The organism is Xanthocytophaga flava (genome assembly GCF_030068545.1).
GTDB lineage: Bacteria > Bacteroidota > Bacteroidia > Cytophagales > 172606-1 > Xanthocytophaga > Xanthocytophaga flava.
Window position 1 is genome coordinate 23,062 of the sequence record NZ_JASJOR010000009.1, and the last position, 17,734, is coordinate 40,795.

The 17,734-nt window shown below is 38.7% G+C and carries 21 protein-coding genes; 13 read left to right on the forward strand and 8 right to left on the reverse strand.

Annotation, left to right across the window (positions count from 1 at the left end; all coding sequences use genetic code 11):
• Positions 1 to 154 precede the first annotated feature (154 nt).
• The gene (fabV, locus tag QNI15_RS14680) at positions 155 to 1,348 is read left to right on the forward strand and encodes an enoyl-ACP reductase FabV (RefSeq protein WP_313978454.1); all 1,194 of its coding nucleotides are present in this window, start codon (positions 155 to 157) and stop codon (positions 1,346 to 1,348) included.
• Between the two features lie 107 nt (positions 1,349 to 1,455).
• Here the strand turns inward: fabV and QNI15_RS14685 are convergent, their stop codons facing one another.
• Complete coding sequence (locus QNI15_RS14685; protein ID WP_314032316.1) at positions 1,456 to 1,953, reverse strand: hypothetical protein; 498 nt, start codon at positions 1,951 to 1,953, stop codon at positions 1,456 to 1,458.
• An 8-nt stretch (positions 1,954 to 1,961) separates the two neighbouring features.
• The gene (locus QNI15_RS14690; RefSeq protein WP_313978452.1) at positions 1,962 to 2,417 is read right to left on the reverse strand and encodes a cold-shock protein; all 456 of its coding nucleotides are present in this window, start codon (positions 2,415 to 2,417) and stop codon (positions 1,962 to 1,964) included.
• A gap of 328 nt (positions 2,418 to 2,745) precedes the next feature.
• Here QNI15_RS14690 and QNI15_RS14695 point away from each other — a divergent pair, with 328 nt between their 5' ends.
• Positions 2,746 to 2,937, forward strand: a complete 192-nt coding sequence (locus tag QNI15_RS14695; protein WP_313978451.1) for a cold-shock protein — start codon at positions 2,746 to 2,748, stop codon at positions 2,935 to 2,937.
• Positions 2,938 to 3,031: 94 nt separating this feature from the next.
• Here QNI15_RS14695 and QNI15_RS14700 read toward each other — a convergent pair whose 3' ends face one another.
• From QNI15_RS14700 to QNI15_RS14710, 3 genes are all read right to left on the reverse strand, one after another.
• Positions 3,032 to 3,295 carry a helix-turn-helix domain-containing protein gene (locus QNI15_RS14700; protein WP_313978450.1) on the reverse strand — a complete coding sequence of 88 codons (264 nt, stop codon included), beginning with the start codon at positions 3,293 to 3,295 and terminating at the stop codon, positions 3,032 to 3,034.
• An 84-nt stretch (positions 3,296 to 3,379) separates the two neighbouring features.
• Positions 3,380 to 4,141 carry an arylamine N-acetyltransferase family protein gene (locus QNI15_RS14705; RefSeq protein ID WP_314032318.1) on the reverse strand — a complete coding sequence of 254 codons (762 nt, stop codon included), beginning with the start codon at positions 4,139 to 4,141 and terminating at the stop codon, positions 3,380 to 3,382.
• Positions 4,142 to 4,283: 142 nt separating this feature from the next.
• The gene (locus QNI15_RS14710; RefSeq protein WP_314032320.1) at positions 4,284 to 4,739 is read right to left on the reverse strand and encodes a hypothetical protein; all 456 of its coding nucleotides are present in this window, start codon (positions 4,737 to 4,739) and stop codon (positions 4,284 to 4,286) included.
• Between the two features lie 156 nt (positions 4,740 to 4,895).
• Between QNI15_RS14710 and QNI15_RS14715 the strand changes: the two genes are divergently transcribed.
• From QNI15_RS14715 to QNI15_RS14745, 7 genes are all read left to right on the forward strand, one after another.
• On the forward strand, positions 4,896 to 5,672 hold the full coding sequence (locus QNI15_RS14715; RefSeq protein WP_314032321.1) for an AraC family transcriptional regulator: 777 nt from the start codon (positions 4,896 to 4,898) through the stop codon (positions 5,670 to 5,672).
• Between the two features lie 87 nt (positions 5,673 to 5,759).
• Positions 5,760 to 6,386: an NAD(P)-dependent oxidoreductase gene (locus QNI15_RS14720; protein WP_314032323.1), complete on the forward strand. Its 627-nt coding sequence runs from the start codon at positions 5,760 to 5,762 to the stop codon at positions 6,384 to 6,386.
• A 43-nt stretch (positions 6,387 to 6,429) separates the two neighbouring features.
• On the forward strand, positions 6,430 to 6,924 hold the full coding sequence (locus QNI15_RS14725; protein ID WP_314032325.1) for an anthrone oxygenase family protein: 495 nt from the start codon (positions 6,430 to 6,432) through the stop codon (positions 6,922 to 6,924).
• A 15-nt stretch (positions 6,925 to 6,939) separates the two neighbouring features.
• The gene (locus tag QNI15_RS14730) at positions 6,940 to 7,797 is read left to right on the forward strand and encodes an AraC family transcriptional regulator (RefSeq protein ID WP_314032326.1); all 858 of its coding nucleotides are present in this window, start codon (positions 6,940 to 6,942) and stop codon (positions 7,795 to 7,797) included.
• A 95-nt stretch (positions 7,798 to 7,892) separates the two neighbouring features.
• Positions 7,893 to 8,117, forward strand: coding sequence for a hypothetical protein (locus QNI15_RS14735; protein ID WP_314002883.1), 225 nt, complete (start codon positions 7,893 to 7,895; stop codon positions 8,115 to 8,117).
• A gap of 80 nt (positions 8,118 to 8,197) precedes the next feature.
• Positions 8,198 to 8,818, forward strand: coding sequence for a class I SAM-dependent methyltransferase (locus QNI15_RS14740; RefSeq protein WP_314002881.1), 621 nt, complete (start codon positions 8,198 to 8,200; stop codon positions 8,816 to 8,818).
• A 109-nt stretch (positions 8,819 to 8,927) separates the two neighbouring features.
• Complete coding sequence (locus QNI15_RS14745) at positions 8,928 to 9,446, forward strand: hypothetical protein (protein ID WP_314002879.1); 519 nt, start codon at positions 8,928 to 8,930, stop codon at positions 9,444 to 9,446.
• 305 nt (positions 9,447 to 9,751) lie between these two features.
• Here the strand turns inward: QNI15_RS14745 and QNI15_RS14750 are convergent, their stop codons facing one another.
• Positions 9,752 to 10,039, reverse strand: coding sequence for a hypothetical protein (locus QNI15_RS14750; protein WP_314032328.1), 288 nt, complete (start codon positions 10,037 to 10,039; stop codon positions 9,752 to 9,754).
• A gap of 164 nt (positions 10,040 to 10,203) precedes the next feature.
• Between QNI15_RS14750 and QNI15_RS14755 the strand changes: the two genes are divergently transcribed.
• On the forward strand, positions 10,204 to 10,626 hold the full coding sequence (locus tag QNI15_RS14755; RefSeq protein ID WP_314032329.1) for a hypothetical protein: 423 nt from the start codon (positions 10,204 to 10,206) through the stop codon (positions 10,624 to 10,626).
• A 207-nt stretch (positions 10,627 to 10,833) separates the two neighbouring features.
• Here the strand turns inward: QNI15_RS14755 and QNI15_RS14760 are convergent, their stop codons facing one another.
• Positions 10,834 to 11,535 carry a hypothetical protein gene (locus tag QNI15_RS14760; RefSeq protein WP_314032330.1) on the reverse strand — a complete coding sequence of 234 codons (702 nt, stop codon included), beginning with the start codon at positions 11,533 to 11,535 and terminating at the stop codon, positions 10,834 to 10,836.
• A gap of 63 nt (positions 11,536 to 11,598) precedes the next feature.
• The gene (locus tag QNI15_RS14765; protein ID WP_314032332.1) at positions 11,599 to 12,417 is read right to left on the reverse strand and encodes an AraC family transcriptional regulator; all 819 of its coding nucleotides are present in this window, start codon (positions 12,415 to 12,417) and stop codon (positions 11,599 to 11,601) included.
• A 279-nt stretch (positions 12,418 to 12,696) separates the two neighbouring features.
• Between QNI15_RS14765 and QNI15_RS14770 the strand changes: the two genes are divergently transcribed.
• The 3 genes from QNI15_RS14770 (at position 12,697) to QNI15_RS14780 (ending at position 17,675) form a co-directional block, all read left to right on the forward strand.
• Positions 12,697 to 13,113 carry a hypothetical protein gene (locus QNI15_RS14770; protein ID WP_314002869.1) on the forward strand — a complete coding sequence of 139 codons (417 nt, stop codon included), beginning with the start codon at positions 12,697 to 12,699 and terminating at the stop codon, positions 13,111 to 13,113.
• 321 nt (positions 13,114 to 13,434) lie between these two features.
• Positions 13,435 to 14,517, forward strand: coding sequence for an efflux RND transporter periplasmic adaptor subunit (locus QNI15_RS14775; RefSeq protein ID WP_314032334.1), 1,083 nt, complete (start codon positions 13,435 to 13,437; stop codon positions 14,515 to 14,517).
• An 11-nt stretch (positions 14,518 to 14,528) separates the two neighbouring features.
• Positions 14,529 to 17,675, forward strand: coding sequence for an efflux RND transporter permease subunit (locus QNI15_RS14780; protein WP_314032336.1), 3,147 nt, complete (start codon positions 14,529 to 14,531; stop codon positions 17,673 to 17,675).
• Positions 17,676 to 17,734: the final 59 nt, after the last annotated feature.

Consider the following 17,734-nt stretch of genomic DNA (forward strand, 5'->3'; position numbering starts at 1 on the left):
CAGTTGCATGAAGTTTGTATTTTTTCAATTAGCTGAAATTAGACTATTTACCGGGATTCCAAAGAACGCTTGGTAGTTAATGGGTAAATTGAGTACTTTGCATCGAAATTCTTAAACATATTTGATACCACATTAACCTATCAAATCTATTCGAATGATTATTGAACCTAGAATACGTGGTTTTATCTGTCTGACAGCGCACCCGGAAGGATGTAAGCAGAATGTAGTCAATCAGATTAATTATGTCAAATCCAAAGGCGCAATCAACGGGCCTAAGAAGGTGTTGGTTATTGGGGCTTCTACCGGGTTCGGCTTAGCTTCGCGCATTACCAGTGCTTTTGGAGCAGGTGCTGCTACCATTGGAGTATATTTTGAAAAGCCTCCTGCAGAAGGCAAAACTGCTTCGCCCGGCTGGTATAATACAGCTGCTTTCGAGGCAGAAGCCCAGAAAGCAGGACTATATGCCAAAAGTATCAATGGGGATGCTTTTTCGGACGAGATCAAACAGAAGACCATGGATCTGATCAAGGCAGATCTGGGAACTGTAGATCTGGTGATTTATAGTCTGGCTTCACCAAGAAGAACACATCCTAAAACAGGAGTAGTCTATAATTCGGCTCTGAAACCTATCGGACAAACGTTTACCAACAAAACGGTTAACTTCCATACAGGAGTCGTTTCTGAAATCAGCATCACACCTGCTTCAGAGGAAGATATTACCAATACTATTGCCGTAATGGGTGGTGAAGACTGGGCGATGTGGATTGAGGCATTAAAAGGTGCTAATCTGCTTTCTCCTGGTGCTACTACTGTGGCTTATTCATACATTGGACCTGCATTGACAGAACCTGTATACCGTAAAGGAACTATTGGTCGTGCCAAAGATGATCTGGAAGCTACTGCTTTTACCATTGCAGATAGCCTGAAAGATATCAATGGACAGGCATATGTTTCGGTAAATAAAGCATTGGTAACTCAGGCCAGCTCTGCCATTCCTGTAATTCCATTGTATATCTCCCTGCTATATAAGGTTATGAAAGAGGAAGGTATCCATGAAGGTTGTATCGAACAGATGCAGCGTCTGTTCCAGACTCGTTTGTTTGCAGGATCTGCCATACCAACTGATGAGAAAGGACGTATCCGTATTGATGATTGGGAAATGAGAGAAGATGTGCAGGCTAAAGTTGCTGCTTTGTGGGAGCAGTCTACTACAGAATCATTGCCTGAGATTGGCGATCTGGCTGGATATAAGGCCGATTTTATGAATCTGTTTGGTTTTGATGTAGCAGGTGTAGATTACCAGGCGGATGCCAATGAGATGGTTCAGGTACCTGGATTGGTAGAATAAATTGTTATTGAACATATCAACATCCTATGAGTACCATAGCTACTATATCTATGTTATTCATAGGATGTTTTTTGCATGTATAGTGAGTGATTCCTTCCTTTAAAAGCCTACTTACTAAAGTTCTGATTGTATTCGTAAATACGCTGTATTTCCTGAGAGTACTCTTCTATCTGTGCAGGAGTAAAGTGACACTCCCGCAAAAAGTCAGTAGTCATCTTGACCGTATTTCCCAACTGGTCAGGATCAACAATAGTACAATGTGCATGATCTCTGAGTAGTATATATTGTTTACTCTTGTTGGCAGATACGCCAAACTGGTATACTCCTACAGATTGATTTTGTAATAGTGTTTGATTACGGATTTCCAGAATATCTGCTTGTTGTGGTAGACTATCGCCCTTCTGAAGATTTTTACTTACCAGGAACGCTTTGATTTGTTTCAAAATCTGGTTAGATTCCTGTTTCCGTAATGACGCAAGAGTTTGTGCCTTCACCGATATATTTACAAAGACCAGCATTATACAACCTATTATCCATAGTAGAAATTTGTTGCTTTTATACTGGTCATTCATACCTAGTCTAAGATTAGACAGTTGAAGAGGCATATAGGAAACTAGCTTGCAAGCTGTACACTGACAGCACTAGGTCCTTTTTCCCGTTGTTCAATCAGAAAGGTTACACGATCATTCTCCTTGATAGGCTGACGGAGTTCTTTTACATGTACAAAAACACTTTGCTGACTGTCCGAATCTTTAATAAATCCATAGCCTTTAGCTTCATTAAAGAAGGTGACCTTGCCTTTTCTCACATCCAATGTAGGATCAACAGGAGCCTGTCTGGCTACTCCAATCACAATCTCATCCTGCTTTATAGCTCTTTTTTGTTTGGGATCTGGTGGGGTAGAAGTAATATTTCCATCTGCATCTACATAGGCAAACATCTCTTCAACACTTTTTCCTTTATCTGAGTGTGTCTTCCGTTCGGCTCTTTTTTCTGCTTTATCCTGTTTCTTTTTTTGTTTTTTTACTACGTTTTCTTTTTTATTATACGTTTCTCTGGATTTTGCCATAAGGGATTAATTTGCTTTTTTAAGGTGATATGAATATGGTAGGCTTTGATATGCCGGGTAGAAATCTAAAATTATTACCCGTAAAAAAATGCGTTGCTGTAATAATAACACTTTATTACTATAATTAGTTTGATTATGTATCAATATATCCAATTATATAGACATATATTACACTTTTTTTTAGATAAATAGCTGTTTCGGGGATTTTCTTTTTTGTTGACGAACAGCGTTGTTCCAAGGGCTTATTTTTAAAATATATATTAAGGTAAGTTTTTTATTGTCAGTTAATTACCATATCTTTAAAGATGTCATTTTAAAAAACTGTTTAATGCAACAAGGTACCGTAAAATTTTTTAATAATCTGAAAGGATTCGGATTCATTAAGTCCAACTCTTCTAATGAAGATATTTTTGTTCATGTTTCAGGCTTGATTGATGAGATCAAAGAGAACGATAAAGTTACCTTTGATGTAGAGAAAGGCAAGAAGGGTTTAAATGCCGTGAATGTTCAACTGGCTTAATATAACCTACTTTAGATTATATTATCTCAAACAAACAAACCCCTGGAGAAGGGGTTTGTTTGTTTAGGGCTTATTCTTGTTGGAAATACTACTACTAAATTTTTTCTATCAGAACATTACCTGTGCCTGTCAATAGCCAATTAATATTGACATCATATACTTGTTGGAATCTGTTAAGCAACTTCTCGCTAGGCCTGCGTATACCTCGTTCTAATATTGCGATATTGACCGGTTTACTGCCTAGTTTCTGTGCAAAGTCAGTCCGTGTCAAACCTGCAATTCGGGTACGCAGGTAATGGATACGGCTTGCAATCGTATTGCTGGCGTTATCCATTGATGGGTTTTTTATAGATGTCATATTACTTAAACGTTTGTACTGAGAAATTAGTATACATGCTACTCTATATCTGTAAATTGATAAGAGTAATATACCTGGTTTAAATTACATAGACAGACCTAATTCAATGCCGAATTTTGTTCTTAAAAGCTTTTTTAAGTGGTTCTCATCTGTAATTATATCCTCAAATCGCCGACTGGTTGTTTTTTCGATGAGTTTATTATTGAATATGGTTACTCTACCTGTTTTTGTAGGCTTTGTGCAGATTGTATTTTTGACGAAGTAAGACTCTGGGTTCGTCTGCTTGTATAGGCAAATTTCCTCAAATGCATCTGGGGTGACATGTATCAGATTAAAAATATACTTCTTTTGAAATTTAATCCCATTTGGTGACATGGAAAGTAGAAAGTTTTCATCATTGTATTTTTCTATCTTAAAGAAGTTTCTACCGTCACTTTGAACACCTGCTCTTATCTCGAGTGGACGAATGAACAAATCACCGTATCCTACATCTGCAAGGTACTCTTTGTCTGTTTTTACATGTACCAGCATATGGTCAAACTCAGGGCCGGGATTGCCTGCATCGTCAAAAATGCGGGAAGAAATGAGTTTGCTTGAAAATCCTATCTTATTGAGAAGCCAGTTGAAAATAAGGTTAAGCTCATAACAAAAGCCACCCCGCATTTGGGTAACTATCTTTTCATATCCCTTTTCCAGTTGTAAGCTAAAAAGCTGGTTATAACGAACGTCTAAGTTTTCAAAGGGCACCTGATAGATATGTTGTTCGTGAATAGCTATCAGAGTTTGGGTATCAGGTACAATAGGGCCTGAAAAAAGGATTCGTTGTAAATAGCTGGTAATATCCATAACGCTTGGTTGCCAGGAAGATAGGAGTATGATATCTATGACAAATAGTAAAAAATGTTATGCCAAAACCGGATGGCTTTTTACAAAAATGATTATTTATTGTCCTACTTGTCAAGAAATTATGTATGAAAGGAAACTGGTTTTATTCCTTTGTGTCATATTCAGGCACAGAATGTTTCGTGGCATATAGTGTAGCAATGATAAGAGAAGTGACAGTACCTGTCAGAACATATATGAGACTGTTACCCGCTCCTTTGTAATAATACAGAAAGTCAGCGCCCTCACGGATATACATGCCCGATTCCAGATAACCTCCTACCAGTATAAAAAAATGAAGGCATAGTAGTGTGTAGATACTATAAAAAGCTTTGTCGGAGTGCGTAAATTGAAGATCGTTTTTCAGGTGTGACAGAACAGGTAAGACAATATATACCAGACTATAACTCATGACTGCTAGTAAAAGTCCAAACATAGTAAAGTCAAAAAGGCTATAAGGAGATGAAGTGGCAATGAGAGGGTATTCATACGCCAGGCATAGTAATCCTGTTGAAATGCTGATAATCAAAAAAGAAAGGCCAAATAATTTAAAACTTGTCATAAGGGCAAGATGAAAAATAATGAAAAGGTTTTATCTTCAAGATAAATATCTGGTTAAAAGTATTGAAAGAAACAAGAAATCACAATGAGATTGAAGTTCCTGCGTAAACTTTTATACCAACACAGCTTTGCCTCATATAAACTGTACCACTATAGAATGAATTTTCAGACCATAGTTCCTGATAAATCGATTGCTCTTTTTGTAAAAACTATCTGGGTATTTGAAAATATAGATTCTGGTATCAAAACCAATCTGCCTTTCTTTGCCGATGGCTATCCCGGATTACTATTTCAGCAAACATCCCATGGTCTGATCGTGAATCCTCATAAAAAGCAGATGCCAGTTTTGTTTTTGTATGGACAAACACTTCATCCTATTGAGATGGAAATAGATGGAACCTATCAACTGATTATCTACCAATTGTATCCTTTTGTCTTAAAGAGTTTTTTCGGAGTTACTCCTAAGTCTATTAATGATACTTGTTACGACCTGGCGCAACTTCCAGAATTTGATAGTCTCACTTTTACCAAACAGTTGCTGGCCTGTTCAGAGCTTTCGCAGAGAATAGAAGCATTAACCTCTTTCCTATATCAGATGTTTCAACTCAAAAAACAAAGTCTTGATTTGACAATCAAACAAGTAATTGAGAAGATTATCCTTACCAAAGGACAGGAGCCGATTCGAGCTATTGCAGAAGAAGTAGAACTTAACCCACGTACTCTTGAACGAAGATTTGCCAGCGAAACAGGATTATTACCCAAACAGTTTGCTCAGATTATTCAGTTTCAGTTATCACTGGAACAACTCACAGTAAAAGACTACAATAAGCTTACGGATGTTGTATACGAAAACGGTTTTGCTGATCAGTCACATTTTATCCGTGTTTTCAAAGCCTATACTGGAAAAACACCTAAAGTTTTTTCAAAAAAATAAGCACAAAATCACCAGCTGTCGTTTTTATTCTATTTTCCGCGTTTCCCATGCACCAACTTTGTGGTATAACTTAAATTTCTTACCACTATGAAACTCATTATTTTTGGTGCTACCGGGAGTGTAGGCTCTCAACTTGTAAAACAAGCATTGGATCAGGGATATGCTGTAACAGCCTTTACTCGTTCTCCTGAAAAGCTGGCTGCTCTTGCTCATGATAATCTGCAAATCATCAAAGGTGATCTCCAGCATGCCACCGATGTAGAAAATGCCATCCGAAATAAGGACGCGGTATTATGCGCCATTGGAGATGGTGCCAATGGAAAAGTACGGGCAACAGGTACTCGACACATTCTGGATGCCATGCAAAAAACGGGTAGTAAACGTTTTATCTGCCAGACTACACTGGGGTTGGGGAACAGTGCAGGTAATCTGAATTTCTTCTGGAAATACATCATGTTTGGTTGGTTGCTCAAAAAGGCTTTTCAGGATCATCAGATACAGGAACGTTATATTTTTGACAGCTCACTGGATTATACTGTTGTACGTCCCAGTGCTTTTACCAATGGTTCGGTGACCAATACCTACAAAGTGGATTTTGATGGGAACTATAAAAAGCTAAGCCTCAAAATTTCCAGAGCGGATGTGGCTAATTTCATGTTGCAGCAATTGCAGAACAGACTTTATTCCCGAAAGGCTGTTAGTATCTCCAACTAATACATGGTAAAAAATAACTTAGACTTTCTCTCCAATGCATCCTATGAAGTTCCCCGATGTGATCGTACTGGTAGCAACAACCCTGACTGCATTGATGGCAGGGTTGTTTTTTGCCTACTCTGTTTCTGTGAGTCCTGGGTTGCAGAAATTGTCTGATATAGAATATATCAAAGCTATGCAGTCTATTAACCGTGAAATTCAAAATCCATTGTTCTTTAGCTGCTTCTTTGGAGCGCTACTATTACTTCCCTGGGCTTGTATTCAGCAGTATTCTTTGAATAAGTCCACATTTCTGTTTTTGTTAGCAGCTTCTGTAGTGTATGGCATTGGTGTGTTTGGGGTAACAATAGTGGCTAATGTTCCATTGAATAACCAGTTGGATGCTTTCTCACTTTCAACTGCTAGTTCGGAACAGATACAAAAACAACGATCTTTATTTGAAGGCCGATGGAATATTTGGAATCATGTGCGTACAATTGCATCTCTGGTAGCTGTAATGGCAGCTATTGGAGTTTGTCTGGTTCGTAAAGGGAATTAGTTTTACATTTGCCGTATGGAAAATATTCCCATACGAAATATTACCACTGTTCCTCAGGAGTCAATTCTGTCAGATAGTTTCAGTATACGGGATGTACAGGAAGTGTTTGGTGGCAAAGACAGTATACAGGACACACACAGACATACATTCTTTTACATGCTGGCTTTACAGAAAGGAGCAGGATCTCATGAAATAGACTTTATTCCGTATGAAGTCTCTGACAATACTATTTTCTTTATGCGCCCTGGCCAGGTGCATAAACTTACACTAAAAGCTGGTAGTACAGGATATCTGATGCAATTCACAATAGCTTTCTATTCGCCTCAGGATCATAAAGCCAGTCATGTATTACGTAGGGTAGGATCGATTAATTCTTATCAGTTTAATGACCAGAATTTTGAGAAACTGTTTTCTGTATTGAGGTATATATTTCAGGAATATACTGACCAACAAGAAGGATTTCAGGAAGTGATTAAGGCAAATCTGGGCATTTGTTTTATTAAACTTCTTCGACAGAATAATCAAAAGAGTTCGGCGAGTACAAACCTGTATGGACAAGAACGCTTGGAGGAATTACTTGAATTGTTAGAAACCCATGCTACCACTCATAAGCAGGTATCTGACTACGCAGATATGTTGAATTTGTCTGTCTACCAGTTAAATGCTATTACCAAATCCATGTTGGGCAAAACTTGTTCCGAACTCATTACAGACTACTGTATTCTGGAAGCTAAACGCTATCTGCTGGCTACTTCCAATCAGGTCAATCAGATAGCGTATTATCTGGGATATGAAGATACTTCCTACTTTATCCGGTTCTTTAAAAAACACACAGGCTATTCACCAGAAGCCTTTCGGCATAATTTCAGATAAGTGCTGTTGAACTGCATTTTTGTCCTATCATACACTTACTCAATGATATTACTTTTGAGACAGATAAAATGATTCTCAAAAGCAATTTTCTGTGTATGAAAACAAAGTTAAAATTAATTGCATCTTTCAAGATCTGGATTGTTATCTATCCTTCCATTACCCTATTTCTTTATTTCTTCGGTGAAGCATTGGCTGCATTGCCTTTGTATCAGCGGACGTTTTTACTAACCATCTCATTAGTCCCCTGGATGGTGTTTGTAGGTGTACCTTTTGTGGAGTCTGTCCTTCGACTGATTCCAACACGAGATGATAAAAGCTAAATCACAAAGAGACTACATGAATAGTTTGTGTGTGTCAATTCTTTATTCACCTGAAAACTTAACCATTAGTATAAAATACCATGAATATAAATCCGAATTGGGACGAACGATATAAAGAGCAAGAGTTTGCTTATGGCAAAACTCCTAACCTTTTTTTTAAAGAATGGCTTTTGAAGTTTACATCTGGCACTATCCTGATGCCCGCAGATGGAGAAGGTCGCAATGGGGTATTTGCAGCACAGCAAGGATGGAAAGTTACTTCCTTTGATCAAAGTAGAGAAGGACAAGCTAAAGCCCTGCAACTGGCAAAGGAAAATAGCGTGAGTCTGGAGTATATTGTAGGGGATTTGGAACTACTTGCGTTTGAACGTGAGTCATTTGATGCTATTGGCCTTATCTATGCCCATTTCTCCGCTGAAAAGAAGTCCCGGTTTCACAAAAAGCTGGACACATTTCTGAAACCGGGTGGAATCATAATTCTGGAAGCGTTTAGCAAAAATCATATACATCTTGTAAAAGAGAACCCAAAAGTGGGAGGGCCAAAAGATGTAGCTATGCTGTATTCCCAAGAAGAGATACTGGCTGATTTTCAAAACTATGAATTGCTATTACTAGAAGAAGAAGAGGTCATATTAGAAGAGGGGAAATATCATAACGGTAAAGGATCTGTGATTAGATTTGTTGGGAGAAAGATGGTTTAGAGTATAGATAAAAAGAATGTGAGTTACTTTTACAAACCAGTAGTATACATTTGTGTAGTACTGGTTTGTATTGGTAGTGGTATATAACTTTTGTAGTTCTTTAATAGAAATGAACCTTCTGATTCTTTTACACTGTCTGTTGACTGTTAATTTTATTACTAATCCTGTTGATACCACTACGAGCTACTTTACACAGAAAAAGTGTTTCTTCTCGGATCAGAGTCATGCAGATACTTTCTGTCTTCAGATGATTGTCAATTCAACAGATTATGAAAATGCAAAGGTTTATTTTTATATCAAAGATTATAAAGGAAAACGCATTTTCGCTGACACATTAAAAGGATTGTCTTTGTATACTTACTCTGCACAAACTAATGAAGAGAATCCTGGTTTAACCAAAGAAAAACTGCTAAATGGATTCTATGACTTTTTTAATAAAGAACAGTTTAGTAAGCCACCCATAGAGAAAGATGTAGAATATGCAGAAGATGACGAACTGGTAGATCGTCAGACATGGGAAACTATACAAAATAATCCTAATCAGGTTGCCTTTACGTACACTATTTTAGAGGAATCTATTGTAAGTATAGTTTATATAAAAGCTGCCAGAAAAGTAGTTAAATTTTAAGTGTTCCCAGCAGTAGCATTTGATCAAAGCGGGGAGTAACGCGATCATCTTATGCAGGAATTTGTTTTATAACATCAGGTTCAACAATTACATGGTTTTTGCTAACAGCAATTCCTTGCGGATTATTAGTTATAGTGTTTTCATCTTCTTGAAAAGTTAAAAAGAGTCAGTCTGATAACTGTAATTTTACTTAACTACTCGTTTATGGCAATTGATAAATAATTCGGGCTCAAGCTTGTCTATTTCTTTCCAAACACTAAGCGCAATAATGTACCTTTGAGTACTCTCGTCTTTCTTCGCAATACCTAATACTGCCCCTTTTTTGATGAACTCTCCTTTCTGAAAAAAACTTTTTTTAGTTTAGAATACACAAAAAGTTGTTCTTTTTTCTTTATACCTACTAGTAATAACCCTGTAATTTCGGCTATTACTAGTAAATGTCCTTCATGTGTATTTATAACCAGAGAATCCTTATCAGATTTAATCATAGCATTTCTGGATGGTTGTCCCATATAAAATAAAGGCTCTTTTCTAATTTCTATATATCCATTTGAAATTGGACAACCACATTTGGAAGAAGTTTGACCTGCCACAGGAGGAAAGGTTATCAAAGAGGTTATAAGAGAAAGAATTAAATAGTGTATGTATATCATTTTCTGATAGGTCTTTGAATATCTGTATTTTAAGTGTACTATTTTTGGAAATACTTGCAACCTTTTTTGTTTTACGTGGGTCATGATAAAAAAACGACAAAAACATGAAACACCTGTTATTCGTGGCTATACTTCTAGCCTTTACCCAATGTAATACGAATTCTGTTTCACCAACAGAAAAATATTCCAGTACAGACCTGGTTGGACGCTGGGTATGGGTACAATCATCAGGAGGTATTGCAGGTACTACTAATACTCCTGCATCTACCAACGAAACGATTGAGGTGGAATTTACAACGGATGCACATCAGCGTATCTATAAAAATGGTCAGTTAATTTCAGATCTTACTTACCAGATCATACAAGATACCAGTATGTATACAGGCAAAATAGCCTCTCAGATCGACTATGGTCACGGAAGCTTTAGAACAAGTTATGATTTTGACAAAGGTGACTTAATTCTTGCACAAGAGTGCTTTGATTGTTTTGTGAGCAGATATACTCGTAAAGCATCTGGTAATGATTAAACAATAGAAGATTCTTTCAAACAGCTATACATTTTTATTTACCCACTAAATAAATATACTTTATTTAGTGGGTATTTTTGTTGTCTTATATATAACAAATACTATAAAGTCCTCATTTTTTGGTTGAACTGTAGGTGTTAACTTTTTTCAGTTATGTATTTAGAGATTACTTATAAAAAGAACCCTAAATACATAAGACAATATTTACTACTTTCCACCAGGAAACAAACTCATATCCGGTTTGTATATCCATGTCTCGGATGTACAGGATACTATAATCTGATTTTTGAGTTTACCTTCAATACCTGCCAGATCATCCTGTATATTTTCGGTTTGAGCAAACTCTTCAAAATTATCCATCCCTATAAAAATAGTCAGCAGATTGAGCTCGGTTCCATCTACTGCTTTAAAAACGAGAAATGTCTTAACTGGACGGGTGGTATAAACAGCTTTGAGCTTCTCAATTAGTTGCTGACCTAAGTCTATACGATTGACCTGAAGCGTTATAACCCGTAAAAAGCGGGACTTTAGGCCATTGGCATTGCTGATACTTAATTGAGGCAGAGCCATAAGTTTGTACCCTGTCAGATAGTCGCCAAATGGAAATGTGTGCAACTGATTGTCTGCCTGATAATCAGCGGGCTTGATGGAATTGTCAAAATCTTTCCATACATGATCAAACGTAGCGTCTACGAAATATCCGTTTCTTGGCCCCGACAAGACATACCATCCATACCAACTCCACGGGTCTTTATTGGCCTGATGCCATACCAAATGTTTCTTATACCCCTCTTCAAATTTGTGCTCCTGCTGGGGGTTGGGCTTCCATACTGAAAAATGAGCAATAGCACCTTGAGCCAGTAAATACTCAGGTAGTGTCAGAAGCAGAAAATACAAAATACCTTTCATTTGTGATTTGTTTTTTCTGCAAAGAAACCGTCTGAAACAGTATGAAAATTGTATAAAAATGAACTAGTAACTCTGAGCGAAATAGGTACTGATTGTGTGGGGTGTATGAAAATAGTTCTTGGGAGACTGGCCTGTAAAAGTTTTGAAGATGCGTATCAGGTGTGATTGATCAAAAAACTGATTCTCATGACTGCATTCTGTCAGTTTCTTTTCCGGATGTTGTTGTCTGTAGTCAATGAAGTGGTTGATCTTTATAATACTACTAAACTCTTTAGGTGTAATGCCTACCCATTGCCGAAAAATAGTGTCCAGATAGCGTTGTGAAACACCTGTTTTCTGACGAATTGACTCTATTTTTATATTCCCTCTATGCGTAATGATTTGCTGTATAGTATAATCTACGTACTGAAATGGAAGAGATGTTTTATAGATACGATTGCATAAATTGGTTAAGGTATTTTCAAAGTTCAGGAATGTTTGCCGGGGATCTTCCGTCAGGCAGAAATGTAGCAGTTTGGCTTGGGGAATATCATGTACAGAAACAATCGTATCTGTAATCAGACTAGCTGGAAATTTAAACAGATTATACATCGTGTGAGGGTGAAAGCGAATACCATACAACAAAGAGCCGGGACGTAATTCTAATGAGTAAGGAGATCGTGTTTGCCCTGCAAAAAATGCATCCGGTTCAGTAAGCCATTCCAGTTGCTCCGTAGATCGTTTGGCTGTACTTGCAGACAGGTGAAAAATGATTTCCTGGTGCCCGTCTGGGATGATATTTTCGACATAAGGCAGGTTAGCTGTATCTGAAACCTGAAGGCTCCAGAAAGATTTTACTATTGATGAAAGCTGAGCTGGGACATATGTTTGTAGATCAACCATAAGGCAATATATTGACAAAATTGTATTTGTACAGCACCATACCTTTGTTTATCAAAAGAGCTTATGAGATAGTTCTCTTTGCTAAACTCTAATAGCTATTGTTGCATATAAACTGAAGAAAACTGTTTCAGGATTATCTGCACTACTAGAGTACAATATAATACTCTATTAGGGGTAAGGCTGGCTGGTATGTGCTGTTTAAGTACAAAATATAAACCTTTTTACTTGACAACCCCAAGACAATTCATATATCTTTGTCAAAATCTTCCAGAGATACGAATGAAAAAACAACGCCCATGGTATAGTTTAAGAGCTATAGGTAGCCTTTTAATGGCGCTTTGGGTATTGAATTTCAGTATCGACTCGCCAGATGCCTATGTGGGTAATTCGCAGGTTCTCCAACTGGGTCAGGAAGATTTGTCTGTTAATGATATCGAAAGTTTTACAGAATTAATCGTTGAAAACTTTCTGGGACACAAAAATGCCATTCCGGAACAGGATGAGGCTGATGAACACTCTGATATTCAAAAAATAGTAGACTATGTGTCGATTGTTCCTGCTTTTATCATCAAGCCAGAAAGCGGAGCAGAAATACCCATTCTGTTAACAGTATATCAGGAACGTCGTTATCTGGATCATCAACCAGATACAATTTCTCCTCCTCCCAAATCTCAGGATTTCTCTTTTCAGGTATAAACTATCTGCCCCTGAGTTGCTATTCAACAATCGTTACTTCATGGCATACAAGACTTTGATACAACTGCAAGGTTATAGCCTGAGTGATGTTTGTATTGCTTTCCAATCCGTTGTCTGAAGAAGATTTCTTTAGATACGGTATACTTTGGTCTATTGTATAGGTCAACTCATTGGTTGGAGCAGGAGTGGATTACGTTGTTTGTAACTTCTGGCATTGTTCTGCCTGGAAATGAGAAATTCCTCTATGCCGTTTCACGGCTTTTCTTCTTGAAACATCCTATCTAAACCGTATTCAATACAGTGAAAAACCATGCATTACTTATGAGCATGGCTGTTATGCTATTGGCAACAGCCTGCTCTACTACTACCAAACAGGAAACCGAAGAAAAATTTCTGGTTGTAAGTCCTGTGGTTGCAGACACCGTTTACCAGAAAGAATATGTAGCAGAAATTAATGCCCGCCAGAATGTGGAAGTACGCACACGAATCAAAGGGTTCATTGAAGCGATTGCTGTAGATGAAGGTCAGGCTGTGCGACAAGGACAAACGCTTTTTACGATCAGTAGCAAAGAATACCATCAAAATCTGTTTAAGGCAGAAGCTACCTTAAAAAATGCACTGGCTGATCTGAAATCAGCTGAAATAGAACTGGAAAATACCAAGCGACTGGTGAGCAAAAATATTGTGTCTACTACTGAACTGGAGATGTCCAATGCAAAGGTAGAAGCTATGAAAGCACAAGTGGCAGAGGCAGAATCAGATAAGGCACAGGCAGAACTCAACCTTTCTTTTACACAAATCAAAGCTCCGTTTGATGGCGTGATCAATCGTATTCCCAACAAGGCAGGGAGTCTGGTCGATGAGGGTACATTACTGACTACCCTTTCCAATAACAAAGAAGTGTTTGTCTACTTTAATGTTTCTGAAAGAGATTACCTGGATTACATTACTTCCAAACAGGATGGAGAGAAACAGGCTGTTTCTTTGATTCTGGCTAACAACACACTCTATATTCATCCGGGAGTGATCGAAACAACCGAAAGTGAGTTTGACAGACATACAGGTAATATCGCCTTTCGGGCAAAGTTTGCCAATCCGGAACAAATCCTGAAACATGGCAGCAGTGGAAAAGTATTGGTCAAAACACCTGTAAAAAATGCCATGCTGATACCCCAGAAATCTACATTTGAGATTCAGGAAAATATCTATGTGTTTGTCGTAGACAAAGATCACAAAGTACAACAGCGTAAGGTTGTTCCTGCTATCCGGTTGCCACATGTGTATATAATTAGCGAGGGTTTGGCAGCTGATGAAAAAATTATCTATGAAGGTATTCAGCGTGTGAAAGAAGGTGACAAGATAGTACCTGAGACTGTTGGATTTTCTACTCTTAACAAACTTTAATACTGTACAACATGACATCAAAGTTCATACACCGACCGGTATTGTCTATTGTACTGTCGGTCATCATTCTATTGCTTGGAATACTAGCCGTATTCCGATTACCAATGACCCTGTTTCCCAGTGTTGCACCGCCCGAAGTAAACGTAACCATAGAGTATACAGGAGCCAATGCAGAAACTGTAACAAAGGCCGCCATTGTACCTCTGGAACGAGCTATCAATGGTGTTCCCGGCATGAAATACATGAGTAGTGATGCAGGGAATGATGGAGTAGGAGTAGTGCAGATCCTGTTTGAGATTGGTACAGACCCTGACGTAGCGGCTGTAAACGTACAGAATCGTGTGGGTTCTGTAATGGGTGAATTACCTCCGGAAGTAACCAAAAACGGGGTGAAGATTGCCAAAGAGGAAAACGCTATGCTGATGTATCTGAATGTATACAGTTCGGACACAACTATGTCTGAGAAATTCATTTACAACTTTGCAGACATAAATATTATGCCGGAGCTTAAAAGAATTAAAGGGGTAGGCTATGCTTCCTTACTTGGAGCAAAACAATATGCCATGAGGATCTGGCTGAAGCCCGACAAAATGCTGGCCTACAATATCTCTACAGATGATGTACTGGAGGTACTGGAAGAACAGAACATAGAAGCTGCTCCTGGAAAAATAGGCGAGAGCTCTGATAAAAAGAGACAGGCACTACAGTATACTATCAAATATGCGGGTAAGTTCAGCACTAAAGAAGAGTATGAAAATCTTCCTATCAAGTCCGAGCATAATGGAAAGCTGTTGCGGATCAGAGATGTGGCAGATGTGGAGTTTGGCACTACCTATTTTGATGTAGAATCTAAACTTAATGGAAAAGCAAGTGCTGCCATTGCATTGAAGCAACTACCTGGTTCTAATGCCAGTGAGGTAATTGCTAATGTGAAAAAACGCATGGCGGAGTTAAAGAAGACAACTTTTCTGTCAGGAATGAATTATGAAGTGAGTTATGATGTGAGCCGTTTTCTTGATGCGTCCGTGCATGAAGTAATCAAAACACTGATCGAAGCCTTTGTTCTGGTGGCATTGGTCGTATTTCTGTTTCTGCAGGACTGGCGATCTACCCTTATTCCTACACTGACGGTGCCTGTTGCTTTGGTTGGAACATTTTTCTTTATCAATCTGCTAGGTTTCTCTCTCAATATGATCACTCTGTTTGCTTTGGTATTGGCTATTGGAATTGTGATTGATGATGCCATTGTGGTTGTGGAAGCTGTTCATGCTAAACTGGAGACAGGAAAATTATCGCCAGTGAAGGCTACTGAGAAAGCGATGCGTGAGATCAGCGGGGCTATTATTGCGATCACACTAGTGATGTCAGCAGTATTTTTACCTACCTCTTTCATGACTGGGCCTTCAGGTATCTTCTACAAGCAGTTTTCTATTACGATGGCGATTGCCATTGTATTGTCAGGAGTAAGTGCTCTAACATTGACGCCTGCTTTATGCAGTTTGTTTCTGAAAAAAGAACATCACTCTTCCGGTTTTCTTGGTCGTTTTTTCACCAGATTCAACAACGGATATGATAAACTGTCGGGCAAATACCAGAAGTTGCTAAATGTCATCATAAATCGGCGAGTCATTACATTCGGAGTATTGCTTTTCTTCTGTATCGGAACAGGATTTTTAGGCAGAATATTGCCAACCGGCTTTATTCCTAATGAAGACCAGGGAACATTTTATGCCAGTATCACTACACCTGCAGGGGCAACACTGGAGCGGACAAAAGATGTAGTGAATGAGATTCAGGCTGCTTGTGCCGGAATTGATGCTGTGGAGAGTATTTCTACACTGGGGGGAACAAATATTCTTTCAGATGGTACTGGTGCAACCTATGGTACGGCTCTGGTGAATCTGAAACCCTGGGAAGAACGCACTCAATCTGTAGATGAGATTATGGAACTGCTGGAAGAAAAGACCCGGCATATCAAAGATGCACAGATTGAGTTTTTTCCTCCTCCAGCTGTGCCTGGTTATGGAAATGCCAGTGGGTTTGAATTACGTTTGTTGGATAAAACCGGAAGTGGCGATTTTCAGAAAATGCAGGAGGTAGTGAATCAGTTTATTGCTGACCTCAGAGCTCGTCCTGAAATAGCCAGTGCCTTTACTATCTTTGATGCTACTTTCCCTCAGTATCTGTTGCGGATTGATATTGATAAGGCAACTCAGAAAGGTGTAACCATAAACAATGCCATGAGTTCATTACAGACAATGCTGGGGAGTGAATATGCTACAAACTTTATCCGCTTTGGGCAGATGTATAAGGTTATGGTGCAAGCCTTACCTGAGTACCGCGCCTTACCTGAAGATCTGCTTAAGCTCTATGTGAAAAATGATGAAGGTGAAATGGTGCCGCTTTCGGCTTTTATGGCTGTAGAGAAAACCTATGGAGTGGACCAGATTACCCGATACAATATGTTTCCCTCGGCAGAATTGAATGGAGAGGGCAAGCCGGGGATCAGTAGTGGTACTGTGTTGCAGGTAGTACAGGAAACGGCCAGAGAAAAACTTCCCAGAGGATACGATATTGACTGGGCGGGTATTTCCAGAGACGAAGTGAGTGCAGGTAATGAGAGTATTTACATCTTTCTGATCTGTTTATTGTTTGTATACCTGCTGCTGGCAGCCCAATATGAAAATTTTCTGCTGCCTATGCCTGTCATTCTGTCTTTGCCAACCGGAATCTTTGGAGCCTTTCTGATGCTAACTGTAATGGGACTGGAAAACAATATTTATGCTCAGATTGCTATGATCATGCTGATTGGCCTACTGGGTAAAAATGCCATTCTGATTGTAGAGTTTGCCACACTTCGCCAACGGGAAGGAAAAACACCTGTACAGGCAGCCATGGAAGGAGCCAAAGCACGTTTGCGACCTATTCTGATGACTTCTTTTGCATTCATTGCTGGTCTATTGCCACTGGTAGTAGCTACGGGTGCTGGGGCTATTGGTAACCGTACCATTGGGACTGCTGCGGCTGCCGGCATGTTATTCGGAACTGTGTTTGGAGTTGTTCTTATTCCTGGGCTGTATGTTGTGTTTGCTACCTGGGCCAAACGGTTCAAACGTAATCAACGCCCGGAAGAAGTTGCTTTTACAGAAACTGTATAGAGAACCAATCTGATTCGTTCATCTAATCAATACTACCGTCTGCTTTCACCTGATCTTTT